This is a genomic window from Burkholderia sp. SCN-KJ (genome assembly GCF_024656005.1).
GTDB lineage: Bacteria > Pseudomonadota > Gammaproteobacteria > Burkholderiales > Burkholderiaceae > Burkholderia.
On record NZ_JANKOG010000002.1, the window covers coordinates 277,665 to 300,007 of the forward strand.

Genomic DNA, 22,343 nt, shown 5'->3' on the forward strand with positions numbered 1-22,343 from the left:
CCGGTCGCCCGGAATGGCATGCAAAGGCCGCAATTTTACCCCGCGGGCCGTCGGTGCGGCCCGGGCGACCTGTAACGTTGGCTGTTCGTACGAGGGCAGTGTGGACCGGCCTGAGTTTCATGGACACTCACGAGCCGTTTGGCGCATGGCGTCGCTCAAACTCTACAGGCGACAGGTTGCCGGCGAGACCGTGCCGGAGAATGCGGTTGTAGAACATTTCGATGTGATCGAACACATCTGCGGTTGCCGTCGCCCTGGTCGTGTAAATCTGCCGTTTGATTCGTTCCATTTTCAGCGCACTGAAGAAGCTCTCCCCCCCCCCACGGCGTTGTCGCGACAGAAGGCCTTTTTTACGGTTCCAGACTTCTCGACGCGGTTGCTTGATGCCAATGAGCCGCTCATCGGTGCAATAAATTCGGAATACGAAATATTTTAAGATCTGGCGATTGAGCGGGAGCCGATCTCTGGATCGAATTCGGCTTGGCGATGAAACGGGCCGAGTGGCGTTTCAGATATTTCTAGCAAAAAGATAGAAATATCTCGCTGGAAAACAGATTCTTCCTACTGTCGTGAACGGGCGAGCGGCTGTCAGACTTACCGCCGCGGTGACGCTATGGCTTTTCCGGCACCAGCACGCTTGGTGCCGGCCATCATTTTTTTCAGTTCATTTGTTATTGGAGCAAGGCGATGAAGAGAAGGCTGGCAGGATTGGGGTTGGTTGCCGGTGCGTTGTTTGCCGGTAATGCGCAGGCACAAACTGCGGAAATCAAGGTCATTGGCAAAATCGTTCCCGATGCGTGCACTCTCACGATCGGCAACGGCGGCGTCTATGATTTCGGCAACATTGCGTCGGACAAGCTCAGCCAGGATGCCACGACGACACTCGACGCCAAGACGCAGTCCGTGGCGATCTCATGCAATGCGGCAGCCAAGGTCGCGTTGAACGTGCGGGACAATCGCTCGGGTACGGCCGCCGGCGGCAAGGGTGACGACAGTGAGTTCGGCCTGGGCAAGGAGAAGGCGGGGTATTACACGCTGGCTCTGAATAGGGCAGTCGGCGACAGCAATGCGCTGGACGTCGTGGCGGCGCCCGCTGGCTCCGACGCCTGGGCGCTCGACGGCTCGGGCTTGATGGCGAACGGCTCGGCGCGTAAATCGTTCTCGGAATCGGGCAGCACGGCGCCCGGGGCATACAAGACCATCTCGGCTGATCTGACCGTCACCCCGACGATCAACAAGCTGTCGGATCTGGATCTTTCCAATGGCGGCGTTGCGCTGGATGGCTCCGCGACTCTCGAACTGACCTATCTGTAAGCATAGCGAACGAAGTTGGCCGGAGCGTCGGGCGGCTGCGATGGCTGGCGCTCGGGCCAACTTCTATCGGACACTGCTGTTCGCCGGGCAAGCAGGGGCGGGCGATTTGGATAGCTGACGCTATGCGCAGTGTTCCGATTTGGCGGGTTTTTCGAAAGGCGGACATTTCGGTCGGGACTTTACGAAACTGGCGATGAGTATCTGCTCGTGTGCTTGCTGCCGCGATATGCGTTTGCCCATGCAATTTCAACTGAGTGAGATATTCAGATGACCTTGAAGCAATGGATTGTTCTTTCCGTGCTGGCCTGCGCGTTGTCAAGTACGGGCGTGACGTTGGCCGCCGACCTCAGCGTCAACGGTCATATCCGATCAGGCGGCGCTTGCGACGTAGCACTGGGCAATGGCGGTGTTGCCGATTTCGGTAATGTGTCGCGCAAGGAAAATTTCCCTACGTCGCACCACGTTTTTTCGCGCAACATCCCGTTGGCGATCAACTGTCAGCATCCAACCAAGGTCGGCCTTGACGTAATCGACAATCGCAAAGGTACGGCACCTAAAGATCGTCCCTATTATTTTGGTCTGGGTAATCCCGCGATCGGCTGCTACACGATAAACAACAATACCTTCTTCCAGGTCGATGGGAAGAAGGGTTACCGGATTGGCCGCTGGAAAGGTGAGACTACCTGGCAGGGGATGGGCGTTTGGAGCCAGGATGCTACCTATTCGTGGGACCTGGGTGGGCCGCAAAGTGAGCCAGTGGCGTTCGAGGCGCTGACTGGTACCTTGAATATCACCGTCAATCCAAGGTACGACTCCGTGTTCACCGATGAACTCGAGTTCGATGGTTCCGCTACCTTGGAACTCGTGTATCTGTAACGTCAGCGTGTCACGAATTCCCGCATTTCAAAGACTTCGCTATGAGAAATCGGACCCAGTCGGCTAGCGGCGGCGATTAAGTCGGTGCGTGCGCGAGGCCGAGCGTCGGCTGATTGCACGTTCGAGCGGCGTTTGCAGTCCGGGGGACTAGGAGAGCCGACGCAATCTGAAAAAGCACGAAGCGGATTTCGATAGAGAGGCATACGGTTCGACGCGTAGTGACGTTGGAACTGTGAGCCATCCGCCGGCGTGCTTGCTGCATCAGCATTCGTTAATCCATGCAGTTTCGAATGAGAGAGATATTCATATGAGCTTGAAACAATGGTGTGGTGTTTCCATGCTGGCCTGTGCGTTGTCGAGCCCGGGCGTGGCGTCGGCGGCGGACCTCAGCGTCAGCGGTCAAATTCGAGCGGACAGCGCTTGCAGCATAGCGCTGGGCAATGGCGGGGTCGTCGATCTGGGCACGATTTCGTCCAGGAATCTTCAGGAGGCGGACGAGACCAACTTCAATTCAAATATGCCATTCGGCGTCCACTGCCAGGCGCCCACCAAGGTCGCCTTCCGCTTGCTTGACAATCGCGCAGGAACGTCGTCTTACCACAACATGTTCGGCTTGGGCGCATCTGGCGGTAAGAACGTTGGCGCCGTCGTCCTCGCGCTCGACGAGATTTTTGGCGATGGCGCCAAGCTCACTCATTTGGCGCACTGGAAGGGAGGCAGTGGCTGGGGGGAGGGCTGGGGGGACATCAAGGCGGAGGATGTGCTTCTTTCCTCGTGGGCTGAGCCTGGCCAGAGTTCGCCGCAGGCGTACCAGAACATCGACAGCTCGCTGCGCTTCTACACACGGATCGCCCCCGCCAAAGATCTCGATCTGAGTCAGGAAATCGCGATCGATGGCTCCATCACGATGGAACTGGTCTACCTGTAAAGCGGCAAGGCCGGTGCGCGGGCTCCCTTCTCGCGCGCACACTTCCAACCCGAGAGATCGCACCATGCACCGCAAACACCTGCTTGCTCCGTCGCTGCTCGCCAGCGCCTTGCTGCTGTGCGCTGGCCATGCGCTGGCGGGCACTGACCTGAGCGTCAGCGGCCAGATAGGGGCAGGCAGTGCCTGCAGCTTGGCGCTGGGCAACGGTGGCACCGTCGATATGGGCACGATTTCGCCCAAGGATCTGCAAACCACCTTCGACAAGCATGAGATCTCACTGAGCATCCAGTGCCAGGCGCCCACCAAGGTTGCTTTCCGGGTACTCGACAATCGTGCAGGAACCGAGTTCCAAGGATTCGGGTTCGGCTTGGGCGCATCTGGTGGCAAGAAAGTCGGCAGGTACCACCTCCTGCCGAAGGACCGCATTGGCGACGGCACAGCGCTCTCCCACCTGGTGCGATGGGGGAACGGTTCCTGGAACGCGGCTGGCGGTGAGATGTACACATGGAAGGTCAGTCCGTCCATGACTTCCTCGTGGTCCAAGCCTGGCTATAACTTGCCGCAGGCGTTCCAGAACATCAGTAGCAGGCTGGGCTTCGAAATATACATAGCCCCTGCGAGCAACCTCGACGTGAGCCAGGAAATTGCCATCGACGGCTCCGCCACGGTGGAGCTGGTCTACCTGTAAGCGGTGGCAGGCCAGTGCGCCGGCCCCTTCTCCCCACACTTTTAACCCGAGAGATCGCATCATGCACCGCAAACACCCGCTGGTTTCGTCGCTGCTCGCCAGCGCCGTGCTGCTGTGCTCCGGACATGCGCTGGCCGGCACCGACCTCAGTGTCAGCGGACGCATCCAGCCCGGCGCCTGCAGCCTTGCGCTGGGCAATGGCGGCACCGTCGATCTGGGCACGATTTCGCGCAAGGATCTGCGGGAAGACAGTGTTAGTTTCTTAAAAACGCAGCGGATCTCACTGGGCATCCAGTGCCAGGCGCCCACCACGGTTGCCTTCCGGGCACTCGACAATCGCGCAGGAACGCCGATTTACGGCAACGCGTTCGGCTTGAGTGCATCTGGCGGCAAGAACGTCGGCGGGTACTACCTCGTGCCTGTGGACCGCATTGGCGATGGCAACCCCCTCGTCCACTTGGTGGGCAAGGGGGGCGCCGGTGGCTGGGAGGTGGTTGGCGGTACTGCGTGGCTCAGTCCGACCTGGCTTTCCTCATGGGCCGAGCGTGGCCAGAGCTTGCCGCAGGCATTCCAGAACATCAGCAGCACTTTGGAGGTCGTGATCATGATCGCCCCCACCAAAGACCTCGACCTGAGCCAGCAAGTCTCCATCGACGGCTCCGCCACGATGGAGCTGATTTACCTGTAGCACCCACTCGTCGCGAATATCGCACCTGGCGTCGGCAACCTCGCCGACGTGGCGATCAATCCCGCCGCCCCTCGAATTTCCTCGCCCTCCGGGGCGCATCGGGCATTCGCGTCCTTTAAATTAATTTGCATTGGATACCTAATCATGTTTGGCTGTTTCACGCGTTTCCCGTCATGGTCAGCATCCCATGTCCGATCTGTGGCGTCGTGCCGACGCGCATTGGCTAAAGCCGTTCTGACAGGCGGACTGCCGATCTTCCTGAGCATGCCGACCATTGCGGCGGCCTCGGGTGTCCTGCCTGAATCGTCCGTGGTGATCCTGAACGAGGCGGACGGCGAAGTCACCATGAACGTGAAGAACACGGAGTCGATTCCGCTGTTGCTGCATACGACCATACAGAACACGCCGGACGACCAGGAACTGCTGGTCGTGGCGGTGCCGCCGGTGAGCCGGGTAGAAGGCCAGGATACCCAGTTGGTGCGTTTCCTGCTGCAAAGCCCGGCGCCGCTGCGGGTGCAGCGGCTCAAGCGCGTGACGTTCGAGGGCATCCCGCCCAAAGGCCCCGACGGCAAGGCGCGCATCAGCATGACGGTCCGCCAGAACCTGCCACTGATCGTGCATCCCGCCACGCTCGCGAAGCACGCGTCTCCATGGACGCTGCTGCAGTGGTCGGTGGCCGACGGCAAGCTGCGCGTGCGCAACGATAGCCCGTATGTAGTGCGTTTGGGGCAGGGTGTGCAACTTCTGCCGGACAAGACCGCCGTGGATCTGGGTAAGACGTATGTGCTTCCCGAAAGCACCGTGGAGGTCTCGTTGCCGCCGGGGGCGGGGGCACGGACAACCGGCGTCAAGCTGTCGCCCGCGACGATCTACGGCTACGAGGTTGATACCTACGACGCGCCGCTCGTCAACGCCGCGACGCAACAGTAATGCGGTCCGACCGTACGTCGCGCCGAAAACGGCGCCACCGCGAATCGGGCGTGTACTGCAGCGGGACGGCCGCGTCGCATGTTGATGCTGCTGGCCGGTGCCTATCCGCCACGGGCGCATGCGCAGGCGGCTACGCCGCCTGACGCAGCGCCTGCCGCGCAAACGACCACCGCCCAAACCACGGTTGATTCGGTCGCTGCCGATGCGGCCTTCGACACGAGCATCTTGCAGCAGCGCGGGCTGGATCCGCAGATCGCCGACTATTTTCGCGCCGCGCCGCGTTATCGGCCTGGCCGCAGCCGCGTTGTTGTGTACGTCAACGACATTCGGCGCGGGCGGATCAATACGCGGTTCAACGAAGACGGCGCGCCGTGCTTCGACAAAACCTTCCTTGGGGCGGCCGGCCTGGTCGTGCCCGACGCGAAGTACGCGGTGGACGGCGATGTCGGCCCCGACACCTGCTACGACTTCGCGCGGGCCTTCCCCGGCACGGACGTGACGCTCAAGCCTGGGCGGGAAGAAGTGCGGCTGCTCGTGCCGACCGCGGCGTTGCGTCAGGCGGTGGCGGACTTCTCCGGCTACAGCCGGGGTGGCAATGCGGCGCTGCTCAACTACGAGCTGATGGCCATGCGCAGCGAAGCGAGCGGCATGCCGGGCTCGAACTTCCTGTCGCTCAATTCCGAACTCGGCGTGAACGCAGGCGACTGGATCCTGCGCAGCCGTGCCTACTCGCAAAGCCAGGATCACTCAGGGTTTCAAAGCCGACACCTCTATGCCTACGGCCAGCGAACCTGGCTGCGGCTGGGTGCCACGGTGCAGGGTGGGCAGATCAATATCGCCAATTCGGTGCTCACCGGCGCGCCACTGACCGGCATCCAGATTTTTCCAGATGCCGCGTTGAGCAAGCAGGAGCGCAACGTCGTCATGGTCGAGGGCGTGGCGCAATCGCAGGCGCGCGTCGAGGTGCGCCAGGCGGGCGGGTTGATCTATACCACCGTCGTACCAGTCGGCCCGTTCGCGCTTACCGACCTGCCGTTGCTCAACAACAGCAGCGACCTGGAGGTGACCGTCATCGAATCCGATGGCGCGCGGCGAAGCTTTGTCGTGCCTGCCGCGTCGATCAGTGCGGGGACTCTCGGACAGCGGCCGGGCTATGCTTTCGCGATCGGCAAGAGCCGCAATCTCGACGGCAACAAGGCCCGTAGTCCGTGGGTGGCGAGCGCGAGCGGTAGCTGGGCGCTGGGGCGGCGAAACAACGTTGGCGCCGCCGCGTTGTTCGCTCCCGGATACCAGGCCGCCAGCTGGGGCGTGGATATGCGCGTGTCATCGTCGAGCAGCGTCAAGCTGCAACAGCGCGCCTCGCTGCAGGCCAGGAAGTCGGGCACGCAGGTCGAGGTCTCGGGCATTTTCGGCGGCCTGCACGAGAACCTGAGCATGAGTTTCAGCAGTGCGTACCAGAGCAACGGCTATCGCACGCTGGACGATTTCACCGTGGATGTCGGCCAGCCCGGGTTCGCTGCATCGCGCTTCCGGAGCCGGCATACCGCGGCCGTGGCCTGGTCCGATTCCAAATTGGGCGGTTTGACGTTCGGCTACGCCTTCTCCAACCAGCAGAACGGGGAGCGTACCCAGCGGCTGAACTTTTCCTGGGGCAAGAGCTTCGCCTTCGGCACCGTGTCGCTGAACGTGGAGCGCGACCTCAGCCCGCGCCGGGAAACCCGGTATTACGGCAGCAGAGCCTATGACAGGCCAGACAACACCTATTACGTGTCGCTGAGCATCCCGTTCGGCAAGCGCAGCGTCCGCACCTATGCCAGCAACACGAGCGGCTATACGCGCTTCGGGGCCAACTACAACGAGCGGATTAGCGATCGCCTGAATTACTCGCTGAACGCGGAGCGCAACACGCGCGACGGGAGCAATGCCGTGTCGGGGCAAGCGGCCGCGACGTCGCGCATCGCGCAAGTCAACCTGGGGTTTTCCGATACCGGCAAGCGCGCCCGCTCGTACTATGGCGGCGCTTCGGGCGGGGTGGTGGTGCACGCCAACGGGGTGACGCTTTCGCCCTATCCGGTGCAGGACACGTTCGGCATCGTGTCGGCGTCGGGCGTCTCGAATGTGAAGATCAACACCCCTCAGGGGCCGGTATGGACCGACCTTTGGGGACGTGCCGTGGTGCCCCGGCTTTCCCCGTACAGCAGCAATCGTGTGGAGGTGATGACCACCACTCTGCCGCGCAACGTCGACATCGGCAACGGATTCCACCAGGTCGATCCCGGGCGCGGGTCGGTGAACCGGATCGACTTCGAACTCACCCGCGTGCGCCGGGCGCTGCTCAACGCGCGCGACTCCGAGGGCAATCTGCTCCCCTCCGGCGCCTATGTGCTCGACGGCCGCCAGCAGTATGTCGGCACGGTGCTCGAGCAGGGGCAGGTGTTCCTCAACAATGGCGCCGGGACCGATGGGTTGACGGTGGCATTGCCGGACGGCAGGCAGTGCCTGTTGAAGTATGTGCTGCCCGAGCGGCCAAGTCCCGGCACCCTGTTCGAAAGCGCCGATGCCCGTTGCACATTCCAATGAGACCGCTGGCCTTGAGAGACGATATGTCGCGACAATCGAAGTTTGTCTGCCGGTACGCGCGGACCATGTGCATGGGCTTGATGATGAGCAACGCTGCGATGGCGGCGGACAATTGCCAGGTGCATACGGCGCCTGCGCAGCTGGACTACGGTGTTCAGTACCGACGGACCATCCTGGCGCAACCCGCATCGGCCCAGGGACACTCGTTGGGAAAACGCCTGGTTTCCGTGAGCGTCGTCTGCAAGGACCCGGTGCGCATGGCGATTTTCCTCCGTGGCGAAGCTCTAAATGAGAGCGCGTTCCGGTTTGGCCCACAGGGCGTTCTTTTCGTGATGGTCGGCGACGCGAATCTGGATGGCAGGACCGTTGCGTTGGGGAGTGTGGAACATGCCGGCCAACATCCCTCGGAGCAGGCCGGCAAAGTCGGCTTGCATCCGAACAAGGGCGCCGTCGTGCTGGAGCAAGGCGTGCCGGCGACGGGCAGCCGGCTGGCCTTGCAACTGGAACTGGATCCCGTGATTCCCGGTGCCTCGATCGAGGGCGTCAACAGCGAATCCGATTGGTCCAGCAGCCACTTCCTGGAACTGATCCCGTTCTGAGTGGTGTGCCAGATTTTCTCGCCGGAAATATAGATGCTTCTCGCTGCAAAACAGACGCTTCCGAGTGGTTTCAACAGGCACAGGGTCGGCAGACTTGCTGGCGCGGTGGCCAATGTATTTTCGGAGGCCACCGCGCTTGGCGCAGCTCATCTAATTTTCCGGCTCTTCGGATCGCCGGCGCAGCGCGCGGTCACGATTCGAAGGTCAATCCGATTTGAACGAGAGAGAAGGGGTATTCAAATGGAATTGAATCAGTGGTGTGTTCTTTCCGTGCTGGCCTGCACGTTGTCGGGCCCGGCCATGGCGTCGGCTGTCGACCTGAGCGTCAGCGGCCGCATCCAGCCCGGCGCATGCAGCCTGACGCTGGGCAATGGCGGCACCATCGATATGGGCACGCTCTCGCCCAAGGATCTGACGGAAGACAAGATAACCTTCTTCAAGCAGCATCAGATCTCAATGGACATCCGCTGCCAGGCGCCCACCAAGGTTGCCTTCCGGGCACTTGACAATCGCACAGGCACGGCGCTTTCTGACGACGAGTTCGGGTTGGGTGCATCTGGCGGCAAGAACGTCGGCAAGTACTACTTCCTGACGAGTCACCGCATTGGTGATGGCGCCGAGCTGGTCCAATTGATGGATACGGGCTATGGATCTGGCTGGTTTGTTAGCGGTACTACATGGTCCCATTGGATCGGCCCGTTCGAGCTTGTATCGTGGGCCAAGCCTGGCCAAACCTTGCCGCAGGCGTTCCAGAACATCAGCAGCAGGCTGGAGTTCTTTATCACCATAGCCCCCGCCAAAGACCTCGACCTGAACCAGGAAATCGCCATCGACGGCTCCGCCACCATGGAACTGGTCTACCTGTGACACCCCGCACCAGGGCCCGTGGCGTCGTCCGGTCCCGGAGCAGTCCGGGGGGCACGCCTTGTCGCGCATCCCGCTGGCGCTCTGCCTCCCGGCGCGGCACCGCCTTCGTGCCTACGGCCGGGAGCGCGTCGGGCGCGACAGGGCGAGCGTTGGCTGAGTTGAAGACCGTGGTTGGGCATTTGCAGCATCATTGGGCGTTCGCCGGGATCAGCTCCAAATACGGATTGTCGATAGGCTGTTCGCCGAACAGGATGGTATCCGTCCAAGGCGTCGCAATCAGCTTGACGCCGATGGCCGGACGGTACGGAATCCGGAGGGCGACGAATGAAACGCCGATGGTCGGGCGAGGTCTGCGCAGGTTGCGCAGATTCTAGGTTGCCTCTTCGGTGTTGGTGCTGCTGATCTCTCAGACGTTGCTGTACATGCCCGTCTCGACGCTCAGGCGGTGAATTTCCTTGCGCGCGGTTTCCTCCGAACAGAGGCCGCCGAGATACGCGGGCCGGCCATCGTCATCCTCGGCGATGAGCCTTGAAACCGACCTACATGGTGGAAATCCTTTCACGGGCGTCCGAAAACGTTAATTTCGTGGCAATTTTCTCCTAAAACGGTAACGGCCCGCTCGAGCTCCAAAACGCGAATCTCCGATCAAAATCATTAACGGAGCGCGGTCTGCATGTAAAAACACTCATTCCTTCTTCCTTCCCTGAATGAATCCGGGGGCTGCATGTCGGCGGTCGCCGAGCGCGCAGGGATGGCTTGCACTCGCCAGCAGATGCAGAGCGATTGGCGGAAGTTCCTGGAAAGTCGAAGTGGAGCCGGCGCAAAAAATCAAACTCGTATTAGGTTCCTGAGGGCTGCTCTATACGCCGTCCGATATCCCGGCCGCGCGCCGCTTCCTAGAATGACGGTTGGGATAAATATATCCCGAACGTCATTCAACGCCGATCCGGCCGCGCACGCATTCCGTGTCGCGCGGCCCGGTGAACCTTCTGGAACTGCGCATGGGGAAATTCAGTATTCGCACCGTTTTCGCGTACGACTGGCCGCTGACGCTCGCGGGCATGGAACACATTGCCGGCGACGGGTGCGCGATCGATCTCGTCGGCGTCGCCCGGACTCCGGGCGAACTGGTCGAGGCGCTCGGCAGTCTCGACTGCGACATCGTGCTGGTCGACTATGCGATCCGTGGCGACACGCAGATGGACGGCCTCGCGCTATTCGACTGGCTGTGCCGCATGCGCCCGAACGTCGGGATCGTGGCGCTGGTCGGGAACGAGAATCCGGTGATCTTCCGCTCGATCCTCGCGCAAGGCGGCGCGAGCCTCGTCAGCAAGTTCGATGACGTCGGCCACATCGTCACCGCGATCCATTCGAGTTACAGTGGCGGGCGCTACCTGTCGCCGCTCGTCCGGCGCGCGCTCGATGCGCTCGCCGAACACGACCAACTGCCGGTGAAACTGTCGACGCGCGAGATCGAGGTGATTCGCCTCTATCTCGCTGGCGTGCCGATCAAGACGATCGCGCAGCGGTTGAACAAGGGCAAGCAGACGGTCAGTGCGCAGAAGATCAGCGCGATGAAGAAACTCGGCGTGACCAACGACATCGAGCTGGTCCAGCGGGCGGCCGGGATGGGGATCGGTGCCGTCAAGGCCGTGAGCCGGCCGTGCGGTGCGGCGGGGTAGGCGTGGAAGGGGCGAGGGTCAGGCAGGAGCGGGCAGGGGGCAGGGGGCAGGCACCGCGCGTCGCCGCCCGTCAGGCGGAATCCGTCGGAATCCTATGGGATTCCGACGGATGAGGCGACGTCAAGCCGGCAACGCGAACCGCGTAACGGCGTCGCGCAGCGCTTCGGCCTGGTCGCGCAGCGAATGCGCGGCCGCCGCGGCTTCCTCGACGAGTGCCGCGTTTTGCTGCGTGACCTGATCCATCTCGCCCACTGCACGGTTGACCTGCTCGATCCCCGCGCTCTGCTCGCGCGATGCATGGCTGATCTCGTCGAGGATCTCGTTCACGCGCCGCACCGACTGCACGATCTCGGCCATCGTTTCGCCCGCGTGCGTGACGAGTGTCGCGCCGTGCCCGACGGTTTCGTTCGATGATTCGATCAGTGACTTGATCTCCTTCGCGGCCGTGGCCGAGCGTTGCGCGAGCGAGCGCACCTCGGCCGCGACCACCGCGAAGCCGCGGCCCTGTTCGCCCGCGCGCGCCGCTTCGACGGCTGCGTTCAGCGCGAGGATGTTGGTCTGGAACGCGATCCCGTCGATCACGCCGATGATGTCGCCGATCTTGTGCGAGCGGTCGGTGATCTCGTTCATCGTGCGCACGACATCGTCGACCACCTTGCTGCCACGCGTCGCGACCTGCGCGGCCTGGCCGGCGAGCGTGGCGGCTTGCGCGGCGCTGTCCGCGTTCTGCTTCACGTTCGCGGTCATCTGATCCATGCTCGACGCAGTCTGCACGAGCGCGGCCGCCTGTTCCTCGGTGCGCTGCGACAGGTCGGTGTTGCCCGACGCGATCTCGCTCGCGCCGACGTTGATGTTCTCCGTGCCCATCCGCACGCGCGACACCATGTCGATCAGTCCGCTCTGCATCGTGTGCAGCGCATGCAGCAGGCTGCCGCGGTCGTCATGCTTGACGTTCACGCGCGCGGTCAGGTCGCCCTGCGCGATGCGCTGCGCGGCGTCGAGCGCCACTTCGAGTTCGCCGCCGAGGTTCGCGCGCACGCTTTTCAGCACGAGCACCATCACGGCGGTCGCGATCGCGCCGAGCACGGCCGTCATCGCAAGCCAGCGGCCGACGCTCGCGAGCACGGCCGACCGCACGTCGTCCATGTACATGCCCGTCACGAGATACCAGTCCCACGGCGCGAAGCGCTGCACCGCACTGGTCTTGTCCTGCGGCTTGTCGGCACCCGGCTTCGGCCACAGATACTCGACGAAACCCTTGCCGCCTTCCATGTTGCCGGCCTTCACGATCTCGACGAACAGGTGCTTGCCGCTCGGGTCCGCGAAATTCGACACGTCCTTGCCGTTGAGCTCGGTCTTGATCGGATGCATCACGATCACCGGCTTCGAATCGTTGATCGAGATGTAGCCGTCGGTGCCGTAGCGCATCGCGGCGATCGCCTCGAGCGCCTTCTGCTTCGCGTCGGCCTCCGGCAATGCATTCTGTTGCGACAGCTTGTAGTAGTGGTCGGCGACGTTCGCCGCCTGCGCGACCAGCGACGCGAGCTGATCGCGGCGGTCCGTGATCATCGACGCGCGCGTCTGCCACGCGCCGATGCCGGCGATCACGAGCAGGCCGAGCCACAGAATGACGATCATCGAGGCGAGTTTCTGATTCAGGGAAAGGGTGCGCATGGGTAGTGAGGTCGGTCGGTCGAACAGGCGCGCCGGAACGGCGTGACGGGATAACTCGTTGACGGCATGCAACGAACGTTGCCGTAGGCGGGAAATCCCTTAGAAACGGCAGCGGCCCGATACCGGCGAGCGCAGTGCGGGCATCTATGCATATACATATTCTGCGTCGCTATACTGTCGGGCGATGGCGCGCCGTGCCCCGACGGTCGGGCGCACGGCGGCGAACGAACCTGAAAGGAGGCAACGATGCGAATTCTGGTGGTGGGGGCCGGCGCGGTCGGCGGATACTTCGGCGGCCGGCTCGCGGCGGCGGGGCGCGACGTGACGTTCCTGGTGCGCGACGGCCGCGCGGCCGCGCTCGCGCGCGACGGGCTCCTGATCCGCAGCCCGCGCGGCGACCTGACGCTCGCGAACGTGCAGACGGTGCGCGCGAGCGACACGGCCGGGCCGTTCGACCTGGTGCTGCTGAGCTGCAAGGCCTACAGCCTCGACGATGCGATTGCATCGTTCGCGCCATTCGTCGGGCCGTCGACGCTGATCCTGCCGATGCTCAACGGGATGCGCCATCTCGACGTGCTGCGCGAACGGTTCGGTGCCGCGCAGGTGCTCGGCGGCCTGTGCGTGATCGCGGCGACGCTCGATCGCGAACAGCGGGTCGTGCACCTGAACGACACGGCAGGGCTGTCGTTCGGCGAACTCGCCGGCGGCGAATCGGCACGCGTGCGCGCGGTGGCCGACGTGCTCGGCGGCGCGGGCTTCGATGCGACGCTCAGCGACGACATCGCCGCGCGGATGTGGGACAAGTGGGTGTTCCTCGCGACGCTCGCGGCGAGCACGTCGCTGTTTCGCGGTTCGATCGGCGACATCCTGGCCGCGCCGGACGGCCGCCGCCTGCTCGAGACGATGCTCGACGAATGCAGCGCGATCGCCGCGCACAACGGTTACCGGCCCGATCCCGCCGCGGTCGAGCGGATGCAGCGGATGGTGCTGACGCCGTCGCCGCTGACCGCGTCGATGCTGCGCGACGTCGAAAATCGCGCGCGGGTCGAAGCCGATCACGTGATCGGCGACCTGCTCGCGCGCCGCGACCCGCAGGCGGCGGATGCGCTGTCGCTGCTGCGGATCGCGTACAACCACCTCAAGACGTACGAGGTGCGCGTGGCGCGGGAAGGCGCGGCGGCGTAGCCGCGGCAGCGGCCGTGTCGTTTGTCAGGACGAGTGCCGGAGCAGGTCCGATGGCGCGGGCGGATGCCGCTAGACAGGATCCTTGCTCGGCGGTCCGTTGGGTTGCTGCGGATTGTCGTGAGGATGCCCCGGTGGCGGCGGTGACAGCGGATCGTCTTCCGGATCGCGGTTCGGGTCGGCCGGGGGCTCGGGCATCGGGGTCGTGTGGTCCATGGGGAACTCGCGCAAGGCGTGACGGCGGTGGCGCGGCGGGCGCGTCTCGTCTCCGTTATAGGCAATCGGGCGGGTGTTTGCCGGGGGATTCTCGCGGCGGCATGCGGATTGCCGGCGACAGGCGAGCCGCTGCAGGTATCGCGCCGGATCACGCGCGGACAGCGCCACGATGCGTGGTGCGCCCGGCGCGCGCCGAGGTCAGCGCAGATCGGCGGGCGTATCGACGTCGCGCAGGATGCCGGGATCGTCGACCTCGAGCAGGTTCACCGGCGCGCTGGCGAACAGCGCGCGGGCGCCCGTATCGCCGTCCAGCGCGGCGAGCGCCTCGTAGTGGTGCGCGGCAAAGCCGACCGGATGGCCGCGCACGCCGCGGTGCACGGGGGCGACGATCGATGCATCGTCGGCGTCGAGCGCGCGTGTGACCGCTTCGTAGGTGGACGCCGCAATCCACGGCATGTCGCCGAGCGCGACCAGCCAGCCGGGCGCGTCCGGCGAGGTGCGAACGCCGGCTGCCAGGCTCGCGCCCATGCCGCGCATCGCGTCGGGGGCATAGACGACCTGGCAGCCGGCGTCGTTCAGCAAAATCGCGAGTTTTTCGGCGCCGGGACGCACGACGGCGATCACCTCGGCCGTGGCCGCCGCCAGACGACGGGCGGCGGCGACCGCAACCGGCGTGCCGTCGGGAAGCCGCGCGAGCAGCTTGCTGTGCAGACCGCTTGGGTCGAAGCGTTGACCGAGACCGCCGGCGAGCAGGACGCCGGTGGCGAGTGACGCATAGGACATCGGCGCGGGAGGAGGGAAGGCAGGTGGCCCGATTGTGCGGGAGCGGGCGGGGATCGGCAAGTGCGGATGTTACCGACGCGGGGGCGTTGTCGTCGGAAAGAATGTCGGCGGGCGCGTTCGTCGAGCATGGTTTCCTCGACGGGGCCGTTTAAGGAGTGCGATTCTCGTTACATCACGGTTCAATCGCGGTCGCTGAACGGCTAATGCCGCTAACCCGACGGGTAATACGTGAAGTGGGTGCGAGGTAAAGCGTCGATCGGTCATGGACGGCTTCGCGTGATCGCCGTCATCGGTTCCGTCAGACGATTCGTCTGTCGAGTGGCGTGCGGATGTGTCGGTGTTGCGATTCGGCCGACGTGCCCATGACCGTCACCAAAGTGTCTTGACGTGCGCGTATGCACGGATCTTTTCGTCACGGGTGACGAGCGGCGCACCGAGCCGGCGCGCAGTCGCGACGATCATGCGGTCGGCTGGATCCTTGTGAAAAGTGCCGGGCAGCGCGGTGGACCTCGCGGCGATGTCGGCGTCGACCGGCACGAAGCGCATGCCGTCGATTTGCGCGACCGTCGCGAGCCACGCATCGACGTCCATCGTCAATGCGAGGCGCTCGTTGCGCACCAGCATCGCGATTTCCCATGCGGAGATCGCGGACGCAGCGAGTGCGCCCTCGCCGCGCGCGCGATCGATCGCGCTTCGCGCTTTCTTGCTGAGCGACGGATCACCCGCCACCCACCACACCAATGCATGCGTATCCAGCACGATCACCGCGACGCCTCCCAGTCATCTTCCGCAATCGGATCGAGAGGATTGTCGTAGCGCATGACCGAGCCGCGCAATATGTCCAACGGCTGAGCCTCGCGTGCGTGATACGGCCGGATTTCGAGCGTTGGCTTGCCGTGGTCGGTGACGATCAGACTTTCGCCCGACGCCTCGACGAGCCGGAAGTATTCGAGTGCGCGAGCCTTGAATTCGGATTTCGATACGGGAGCGTGAGGCATCATGATATGAGCATGGTCATTTGACGATGGTCATTTTAGTTGTCGGGATGAAGTGGTGCAAGTAGCGTAGTCGGCCTTCCTGGCCGGGTGGGGCGGCTCTGACAGGCGGGGCGGCGCTGGGCGGGTTGCCACCCTACGCATCCGCCCACTTCCTCAACAGGTTGTGATAAATCCCGGTCAGTGAAATGACCATCGGCTCCGTCGCGCCTTTTTCCGCGGAAAGCGCCTGAATCTGCGTATCGAGCTGAAACAGCAGCGTGCGGTCGCCATCGTCGCGCACCATGCTCTGGATCCAGAAGAACGACGCGACGCGCTCGCCGCGCGTGACCGGCGTGACGTGATGCAGGCTCGACGCCGGATACAGCACGAGATCGCCGGCCGGCAGCTTCGCGCGATGCACGCCGTACGTATCTTCGACGCACAGCTCGCCGCCGTCGTACGCGTCCGGTTCCTCGAGAAACAACGTCGCCGACAGATCGCTGCGCACACGAAAATCCGTGCCGCGCAGCAGCCGGATCGCGTTGTCGACATGCGTGCCGAACGTCTCGCCGCCTTCATAGCGATTGAACAGCGGCGGAAACACCTTCAGCGGCAGCGCCGCCGAAAAGAACAGCGCATGCCGGGCCAGCGCATCCTGGATCGCATCGCCCGCCGCGCGCGCGACCGGCGAGCCTTCCGGCAACTGCCGGTTGCGTTTCGCGAGCGCCGACTGCGCGCCGGATGTCGCGTTGCCGTCGACCCAGTCGGCGGCATCGAGCATCTCGCGGCATTGCGCGACCTGCGCCTTGGTCAGCACGCCGGGGACATGAAGCATCATGATTCGGATTCCGTGCCTTGAGACGGCAACTGCAGCGCCGCCGCGCGCAACGCATCGAGCGGCGACGACGCGAGAAATGCGCGCATCTTCGCGACGAACGCGGGGGTAGCGGTGGCCGGCACGCGCGCGAGCCAGACGAGGGCTTCGTCGACGCGCCCGCGCTCGGCGAGCAGCCGCGCATAGTTGAACTGGCCGCGAAAATCGCCGGCCTCGGCGGCGCGGCGATAGTGGTCGAACGCGGCGTCGGCATCGGCGGTCACGACCCAGCCGTCCTCGTAGAAGCCGCCGATCAGGTTGATCGATTTCGCATGGCCGAGCGCGGCCGCGCGGCGAAACCAGTCGAGCGCGGCGGCGCGATCCGCGTCGATGCCGTTGCCGAGCGCGAGCGCCGTCGCGTAGTTGTACATGCCCCAGTCGAGCCCGGCCTGCGCGGCGAGCCGGTACCAGTAGACGGCCACCGGCGCGCATGCGGCCGTCCCCCAGCCGAACTCGTAACAGCGGCCGAGCATGTTCATCGCCATCGGGTGACCGGCCCGCGCCGCGTGCCGGAACCAGCCGCATGCGGCGGCCGGATCGCGCGCGACGCCGTGCCCGTCGAGCAGGTACTGGCCGTAGACGGCCTGCGCGTCGACGATCCCGTTATCGGCGGCCGCCGCGACCCACGCGGCGGCGCGCTCGGGCGGCCCGGCCAGGATGTCGGCGAACGCGCGCGGCGACACCGACGCGAGCGCCTTCAGCGAGACGGTTTCCATCGATCAGTAGCGCGCGTTCAGCGTGACGAACGCCGAGCGGCCCGGCGCGATCGACGCGTAGTGTGCCGGATACGCCTGATCGAAGTACGTGCGGTTGAACAGGTTGTTCACGTTCAGCTGCAGGTCGAGCTTCTTGTTGATCCGGTATTGCGCCATCGCGTCGAAGCGCCAGTACGACGGCACCGCACGCAGGTTCGCGGGATCGCCGAACACTTCCGACATGTAGAACGCGCCGCCGCCGACCGTGAACTTCGGCGTTACGTCGTAGTTCGACCACATCGTCAGGCTGTGCTTCGGCGTATTCGGGAAGCGGTTGCCGTCGTTCGCTGCATCCTTGCCGTTGTCGCGCAGCTCGCTCTTCATGTACGTATAGCCGCCGAACACCTGCCACTGCTTCGTGATCTGCCCGGCGACGCCGAGTTCGAGACCCTGCACGCGCTTGTTGCCGACCATCGCGTACTGGTTGTTCGGCAGCGTCACGCGCGCATTCGTCGTGTCGATCTGGAACAGCGCGGCGGTCAGCGACAGCTTGTCGTTCAGCACGTTCCACTTCGTGCCGAGCTCGATGCTGCGGTTCTTCTCGGGGGCCATCTGATCGGCGTTCGGGCCGACGCCGCCGCGGCCCGGCGTGAGCGACTGCGTTTCGCTGCCTTCGCCGAGCAGCATGCCGGCCGGCGTCGACGACGTCGCATACGACGCGTAGATGCTGCCGTTCTGCGCGGGCTTGAACACGAGGCCTGCCTGCCAGTTGAAGAGCGTGTCGTCGCGCGTGTAGGTCTTGCTGCCGTTGGCCTTGGTGTCGGTGAAGCGGGTCGAGTAATCGTCGACGCGCACGCCGGCGTTCACCTGCCAGCGCGGCGTGAGCTCGATCGTGTCGAAGCCGTAGATCGACTTGGTCGTGGTGCGTGCATGCGCATAGTCGTTGTTGCGCGTGACGGAGCCGGCCCACGGATCGTTCGGATCAGGCGACCACAGGCTCGTGCAGTTGTAGCCGGACGGCGCGCCGATACCCTTCTGGCAGATGGTGCCCTTGTCGGTCGCGACCGTGTACGAATCGCGCTTGCCCCATTCGCGCGTCAGCTCGATGCCGGTCGTGAAGCTGTGCTTGAACGGGCCGGTGCGGAATTCGCCGAACAGTTCGGTCAGGTTCGCGAGGCTGTTGATCGAGCTGTCGCGGTTGTTGTTGCGGCGCCAGACACGGCCGTTGACCACGTTGCCCTGGCTGTCGTCGGGCTGCGTCCAGATGTAGTCCTGCGTCGATTCCGTGTAGCGCGTGGTGTTGCGCACCGTCAGATTCGACGTGATGTCGTGCTCGATCTTGATCGTGCTGATGTCCGACGTGGTCTTGCGGAAGTCGCGGTCGATCAGGCCGTAGAAGTTGTGACGGTCGACGGGCGCCGGATAGATCGTGCCGACGTTCGCGGGCTTGTTCGACGTCGTGTAGAAGTACGGGATGCCGCCGTCGGGCATGTCGTCGGTCGACAGGTGGTAGTAGCTCGCGGTCACGCGTGTCGGCGTGCCGAGGCCGAACGCGATCGACGGCGCGACGCCCCAGCGCTCGTTGTTGACGGCGTCGCGGCCGGCGACGTCGTTGTTGTGGCTCATCAGGTTCAGGCGGAACGCCGCGTGATCGGCGAACTGCCAGTTGCCGTCGGCGGTGAAGCGGCGGTAGCGGTCGGTGCCGAGGCCCGCGCTCGCGGCGGCCGTCGTGCCGAGGTGCGGCGCCTTCGTGATCAGGTTGATGCTGCCGCCCGCGCCGCCGCGGCCGCCGTACGCGCCGTCGGAGCCCTTGGTGATCTCGACGCGTTCCGTGTTGAAGATCTCGCGCGTGGTCGCGCCAGTGTCGCGCATCCCGTCGACGAACATGCTGCCCTGCGTGTCGTAGCCGCGGATGAACGGGCGGTCGCCGAGCGGGTTGCCGCCTTCGCCGGCGCCGAACGTGATGCCGGGCACGGTGCGCAGCGCTTCGGTCAGCGTCGCCGCGCCGCTGTTCCGGATCAGTTCCTGCGGGATCACGGTCACCGACTTCGGCGTGTCGACGAGCGGCGCGGTGAATTTCGCGGATGCGGAAAAGTCGGCCTTGTAGCTGTGCTCGGCCTTGCCCTGGACCTCGATCGGCGCGAGATGGCCTTCGGTGCTGACCGGGGCGGGTGGCGGCGTGCCGTCGGCGAATGCCGGGCTCGCGGCGAGCACGCTGCACAGGGTGGTGAATTTGCCGAGCTTCTGCTCGTCGGGACGGGACTTCATGGTGCGCTTCGACCTCGCGGTGTGGCCCCGGGAACGACGCGCTACGGAAATGTGCATGCCGCCCGGAATTATTACGATTTGTTTTCAGGCGGCATTCTATGTAATTTCTTTTTAAATGAGAAGCGTTCTTGTTCGCATTTACGAGGAGAATGTTGACGAATGTGGCGGAGGGCTGCCGAGCGCGTGGGGGCCGCGGCGATGGCCGAATGGCCGAGTGGGAAAGGCGTGTCGGGCGATTTACAGTGATCGGATCTTCACTCGTCCAAAATGACAGCAAGGTGATAATATGACTGCATTGCAAGCAAATGTAGTGAGGCGCATCATGCCTGTGATCACTGTTAGAAACCTGCCCGACGAGGTGCATCGCGCGCTTCGAATCCGTGCTGCACAACATGGCCGCAGTACCGAGGCCGAGGTGCGCGATATCCTCGAGCAGGCCGTTCGGCCCGGCGGACGGCCCAAGCTGGGAACGCTGCTCGCGGAGATCGGGCGAGAGGCTGGCGGCATCGATTTCGAGGTTCAGCGCGATCAATCGCCAACCGATCCGATGAGCTTCGAATGATTCTGGTCGATACCAGCGTCATTTCCGAGCCGCTGCGACGCGAACCGAGTGCGGCCGTGATCGAATGGCTCGATGCGCAAAACGTCGAGACGCTGTTTCTTGCCGCGATCAGTCTGGCCGAGATGCGATTCGGCGTGGCCGCGTTGCCGGAGGGGCGCAGGCGAGACTGGCTGCACCAAAACATCGAGCAACGCGTCGTGCCGTTGTTTCGCGGGCGGATTCTGCCGTTCGACGATGCGGCCAGTGACGCATATGCGAGCCTTCGTGCGAAGGCGCGCGCCATGGGGCGCACGATGGCGCCTGCCGATGGCTTCATCGCTGCAACCGCCGCAGCCAACGGGTTGATCGTGGCCACGCGCGACGTTGCACCGTTCGAAGCAGCGGGCCTGCGCGTGATCGATCCGTGGGTTCGCTAACTTCCGGCCGGTCGCCTCGACATCACCCACGCCGAAAATGAAAACGCGCCGTCCAAGGCGGCGCGTCGTGCGTTGCTTCGGCGCGGCGCTCGATCTTCAGCAATCTCGAGTCCGGCCGCGCGACACTGGATGCGGGTCAATCGATTCCGTGAAACACCGCATCCTCCGGCCCGAGGTACGCAGGCGGGCGCCACGTCGCATCGCGCATCGAATGCTGGACGAGATTCTCGACGCCGAGCAGCACCGCGAAGATCGCCATCCGCACCGGAATGCCGTTGTCGGTCTGCCGGAAGATCGCGAGTCGCGGATCGCGGTTCAAGTCGACCGACAGGTCGTTCGCGCCGGGCCGGCTGTCGCGCGGCAGCGGGTGCATGATCAGCGTGTCGGGCTTGCAGACGGAGTCGACGAGCGCCTGATTGATCTGGAAATCCGGCGTATAGCCCTCGAACGACTCGTCGGTGAAGCGCTCCTTCTGGATCCGCGTCGCATAGACGACGTCCGCGCCGCGCAGCCCGGCCGCGAGGTCGTTCGTCTGCTCGATCACGTGGCCGTTCGTCGCGATCTGGTCGATGATGTACGCGGGCATTTCGAGCGTCGGCGGCGACACGAGCGTGAACTTCAGCCCGCGGTACAGCGCGAGCAGCTTGACGAGCGAATGCACGGTACGGCCGTATTTCAGGTCGCCGACGAGCGCGATATGCGCGCCGTCGACGATCTTGCCGAGCCGCGAGAACTCGCGCTGGATCGTATAGAGATCGAGGAGTGCCTGGCTCGGGTGCTCGCCCGGGCCGTCGCCGCCGTTGATTACCGGCAGGTTGGTCGCGCGCGCGAATTCGGCAACCGAGCCTTTCTCCGGGTGGCGGATCACGAGTGCGTCGACGTAGCCGGCCATCACGCGGCTCGTGTCGTAGATCGATTCGCCCTTGGCCATCGACGAGAACGTGAAGCCGGTCGTGTCGCACACCGAGCCGCCGAGCCGGCAGAAGGCCGCGCCGAACGACACGCGCGTGCGCGTGCTGGCTTCGAAGAACAGGTTGCCGAGCACCGCGCCTTCGAGCACGCGCGAGATCTTGTGGCGGCGCGCGATCGGCTGCATCACGTCGGCGACGCGGAACAGCGCCTCGACCGAGTCGCGCGAAAACTGGTCCACCGAGATCAGCTGCGGCTTGCCTTCGAACAGGAATTGCTTTGCGAGCCCCTGTTTGTCTACGCTTTGCGTATAGTCCGCGCCTTCCGGTGCCGAGCGCTCGACGATTTCCGACACGAAGCGTTCGACGATCTCGGGCATCCCGCGCGATTCCTGCGAGTCGTCGGGCAACAGCCACGTGTCCAGTGCGCGGCGGCTTACACCGATGCGGTTCGCGAACGCTTCGCGGGTCATGTTGAGGCGGCGCATCGCGTCGCGCAGGAAGGCTTGCTGGGAAACGGTCATCGGCGGCACCTGATGAGAAATATACGCGGTGCGTATATTAATTCGCGCGCCGACGAAGTCAAGGAAAATCTGCGCGACCCGGCCGTGTCGTGCGCGGGACGCCGGCGCGGTC

21 protein-coding genes and 1 pseudogene are annotated in these 22,343 nt (G+C 64.2%); 13 read left to right on the plus strand and 9 right to left on the minus strand.

Annotated elements, in window-relative coordinates; translation table 11 throughout:
* Window positions 1–127: 127 nt before the first annotated feature.
* Window positions 128–337, minus strand: a pseudogene (locus NQV17_RS04615) (IS3 family transposase); the annotation flags it as partial.
* 350 nt (window positions 338–687) lie between these two features.
* Between NQV17_RS04615 and NQV17_RS04620 the strand changes: the two are divergent.
* The 10 genes from NQV17_RS04620 (at window position 688) to NQV17_RS04665 (ending at window position 11,152) form a co-directional block, all read left to right on the plus strand.
* A complete protein-coding gene (locus tag NQV17_RS04620; RefSeq protein WP_257769277.1) occupies window positions 688–1,314 on the plus strand; it encodes a DUF1120 domain-containing protein in 627 nt (208 codons plus the stop codon).
* Window positions 1,315–1,581: 267 nt separating this feature from the next.
* Window positions 1,582–2,190, plus strand: a complete 609-nt coding sequence (locus tag NQV17_RS04625) for a DUF1120 domain-containing protein (RefSeq protein WP_257769278.1) — start codon at window positions 1,582–1,584, stop codon at window positions 2,188–2,190.
* 307 nt (window positions 2,191–2,497) lie between these two features.
* A complete protein-coding gene (locus tag NQV17_RS04630; RefSeq protein WP_257769279.1) occupies window positions 2,498–3,118 on the plus strand; it encodes a DUF1120 domain-containing protein in 621 nt (206 codons plus the stop codon).
* A gap of 64 nt (window positions 3,119–3,182) precedes the next feature.
* Window positions 3,183–3,806 carry a DUF1120 domain-containing protein gene (locus tag NQV17_RS04635; RefSeq protein ID WP_257769280.1) on the plus strand — a complete coding sequence of 208 codons (624 nt, stop codon included), beginning with the start codon at window positions 3,183–3,185 and terminating at the stop codon, window positions 3,804–3,806.
* Between the two features lie 61 nt (window positions 3,807–3,867).
* A complete protein-coding gene (locus NQV17_RS04640; protein WP_257769281.1) occupies window positions 3,868–4,494 on the plus strand; it encodes a DUF1120 domain-containing protein in 627 nt (208 codons plus the stop codon).
* A 219-nt stretch (window positions 4,495–4,713) separates the two neighbouring features.
* The gene (locus NQV17_RS04645) at window positions 4,714–5,424 is read left to right on the plus strand and encodes a fimbria/pilus chaperone family protein (protein ID WP_257769282.1); all 711 of its coding nucleotides are present in this window, start codon (window positions 4,714–4,716) and stop codon (window positions 5,422–5,424) included.
* Window positions 5,425–5,502: 78 nt separating this feature from the next.
* Window positions 5,503–8,004, plus strand: coding sequence for a fimbria/pilus outer membrane usher protein (locus NQV17_RS04650; protein ID WP_257769286.1), 2,502 nt, complete (start codon window positions 5,503–5,505; stop codon window positions 8,002–8,004).
* Between the two features lie 71 nt (window positions 8,005–8,075).
* Complete coding sequence (locus tag NQV17_RS04655) at window positions 8,076–8,603, plus strand: hypothetical protein (protein ID WP_257769288.1); 528 nt, start codon at window positions 8,076–8,078, stop codon at window positions 8,601–8,603.
* A gap of 33 nt (window positions 8,604–8,636) precedes the next feature.
* Window positions 8,637–9,470: a DUF1120 domain-containing protein gene (locus NQV17_RS04660; protein WP_257769290.1), complete on the plus strand. Its 834-nt coding sequence runs from the start codon at window positions 8,637–8,639 to the stop codon at window positions 9,468–9,470.
* Between the two features lie 1,001 nt (window positions 9,471–10,471).
* Window positions 10,472–11,152, plus strand: coding sequence for a response regulator transcription factor (locus tag NQV17_RS04665; RefSeq protein ID WP_257769291.1), 681 nt, complete (start codon window positions 10,472–10,474; stop codon window positions 11,150–11,152).
* A gap of 120 nt (window positions 11,153–11,272) precedes the next feature.
* Here the strand turns inward: NQV17_RS04665 and NQV17_RS04670 are convergent, their stop codons facing one another.
* Window positions 11,273–12,826 carry a methyl-accepting chemotaxis protein gene (locus NQV17_RS04670; RefSeq protein ID WP_257769292.1) on the minus strand — a complete coding sequence of 518 codons (1,554 nt, stop codon included), beginning with the start codon at window positions 12,824–12,826 and terminating at the stop codon, window positions 11,273–11,275.
* Window positions 12,827–13,072: 246 nt separating this feature from the next.
* On the opposite strand from NQV17_RS04670, the gene panE reads away from it, so the two are divergent.
* Window positions 13,073–14,011, plus strand: coding sequence for a 2-dehydropantoate 2-reductase (gene panE, locus NQV17_RS04675; RefSeq protein ID WP_257769293.1), 939 nt, complete (start codon window positions 13,073–13,075; stop codon window positions 14,009–14,011).
* 411 nt (window positions 14,012–14,422) lie between these two features.
* Here the strand turns inward: panE and NQV17_RS04680 are convergent, their stop codons facing one another.
* The 6 genes from NQV17_RS04680 to NQV17_RS04705 all read right to left on the minus strand — a co-directional run bounded on the left by NQV17_RS04680 (window position 14,423) and on the right by NQV17_RS04705 (window position 19,821).
* Window positions 14,423–15,007 (minus strand): NTP transferase domain-containing protein, encoded by a 585-nt coding sequence (locus NQV17_RS04680; RefSeq protein WP_044846646.1) that lies wholly within the window; start codon window positions 15,005–15,007, stop codon window positions 14,423–14,425.
* Between the two features lie 369 nt (window positions 15,008–15,376).
* Window positions 15,377–15,772 (minus strand): type II toxin-antitoxin system VapC family toxin, encoded by a 396-nt coding sequence (locus NQV17_RS04685; protein ID WP_044846647.1) that lies wholly within the window; start codon window positions 15,770–15,772, stop codon window positions 15,377–15,379.
* Window positions 15,769–16,008 carry a type II toxin-antitoxin system Phd/YefM family antitoxin gene (locus tag NQV17_RS04690; RefSeq protein WP_011659184.1) on the minus strand — a complete coding sequence of 80 codons (240 nt, stop codon included), beginning with the start codon at window positions 16,006–16,008 and terminating at the stop codon, window positions 15,769–15,771. Before NQV17_RS04690 ends, NQV17_RS04685 begins: the two co-directional genes overlap by 4 nt.
* A 130-nt stretch (window positions 16,009–16,138) precedes the next feature.
* Window positions 16,139–16,822 carry a Fe2+-dependent dioxygenase gene (locus tag NQV17_RS04695; RefSeq protein WP_257769304.1) on the minus strand — a complete coding sequence of 228 codons (684 nt, stop codon included), beginning with the start codon at window positions 16,820–16,822 and terminating at the stop codon, window positions 16,139–16,141.
* Window positions 16,819–17,574: a tetratricopeptide repeat protein gene (locus NQV17_RS04700; protein WP_257769306.1), complete on the minus strand. Its 756-nt coding sequence runs from the start codon at window positions 17,572–17,574 to the stop codon at window positions 16,819–16,821. Before NQV17_RS04700 ends, NQV17_RS04695 begins: the two co-directional genes overlap by 4 nt.
* Window positions 17,575–17,577: 3 nt before the next feature.
* A complete protein-coding gene (locus NQV17_RS04705; protein WP_257769308.1) occupies window positions 17,578–19,821 on the minus strand; it encodes a TonB-dependent siderophore receptor in 2,244 nt (747 codons plus the stop codon).
* Window positions 19,822–20,143: 322 nt separating this feature from the next.
* Between NQV17_RS04705 and NQV17_RS04710 the strand changes: the two genes are divergently transcribed.
* Entirely contained in the window at window positions 20,144–20,383 is a 240-nt protein-coding gene (locus tag NQV17_RS04710; RefSeq protein WP_257769310.1) for an Arc family DNA-binding protein, read from the plus strand.
* Complete coding sequence (locus NQV17_RS04715) at window positions 20,380–20,799, plus strand: type II toxin-antitoxin system VapC family toxin (protein ID WP_257769312.1); 420 nt, start codon at window positions 20,380–20,382, stop codon at window positions 20,797–20,799. The genes NQV17_RS04710 and NQV17_RS04715 overlap by 4 nt, the downstream gene beginning before the upstream one ends.
* A gap of 136 nt (window positions 20,800–20,935) precedes the next feature.
* On the opposite strand, the gene NQV17_RS04720 is transcribed toward NQV17_RS04715, so the two are convergent.
* Window positions 20,936–22,231, minus strand: a complete 1,296-nt coding sequence (locus NQV17_RS04720) for an aspartate carbamoyltransferase (RefSeq protein ID WP_257769314.1) — start codon at window positions 22,229–22,231, stop codon at window positions 20,936–20,938.
* Window positions 22,232–22,343: the final 112 nt, after the last annotated feature.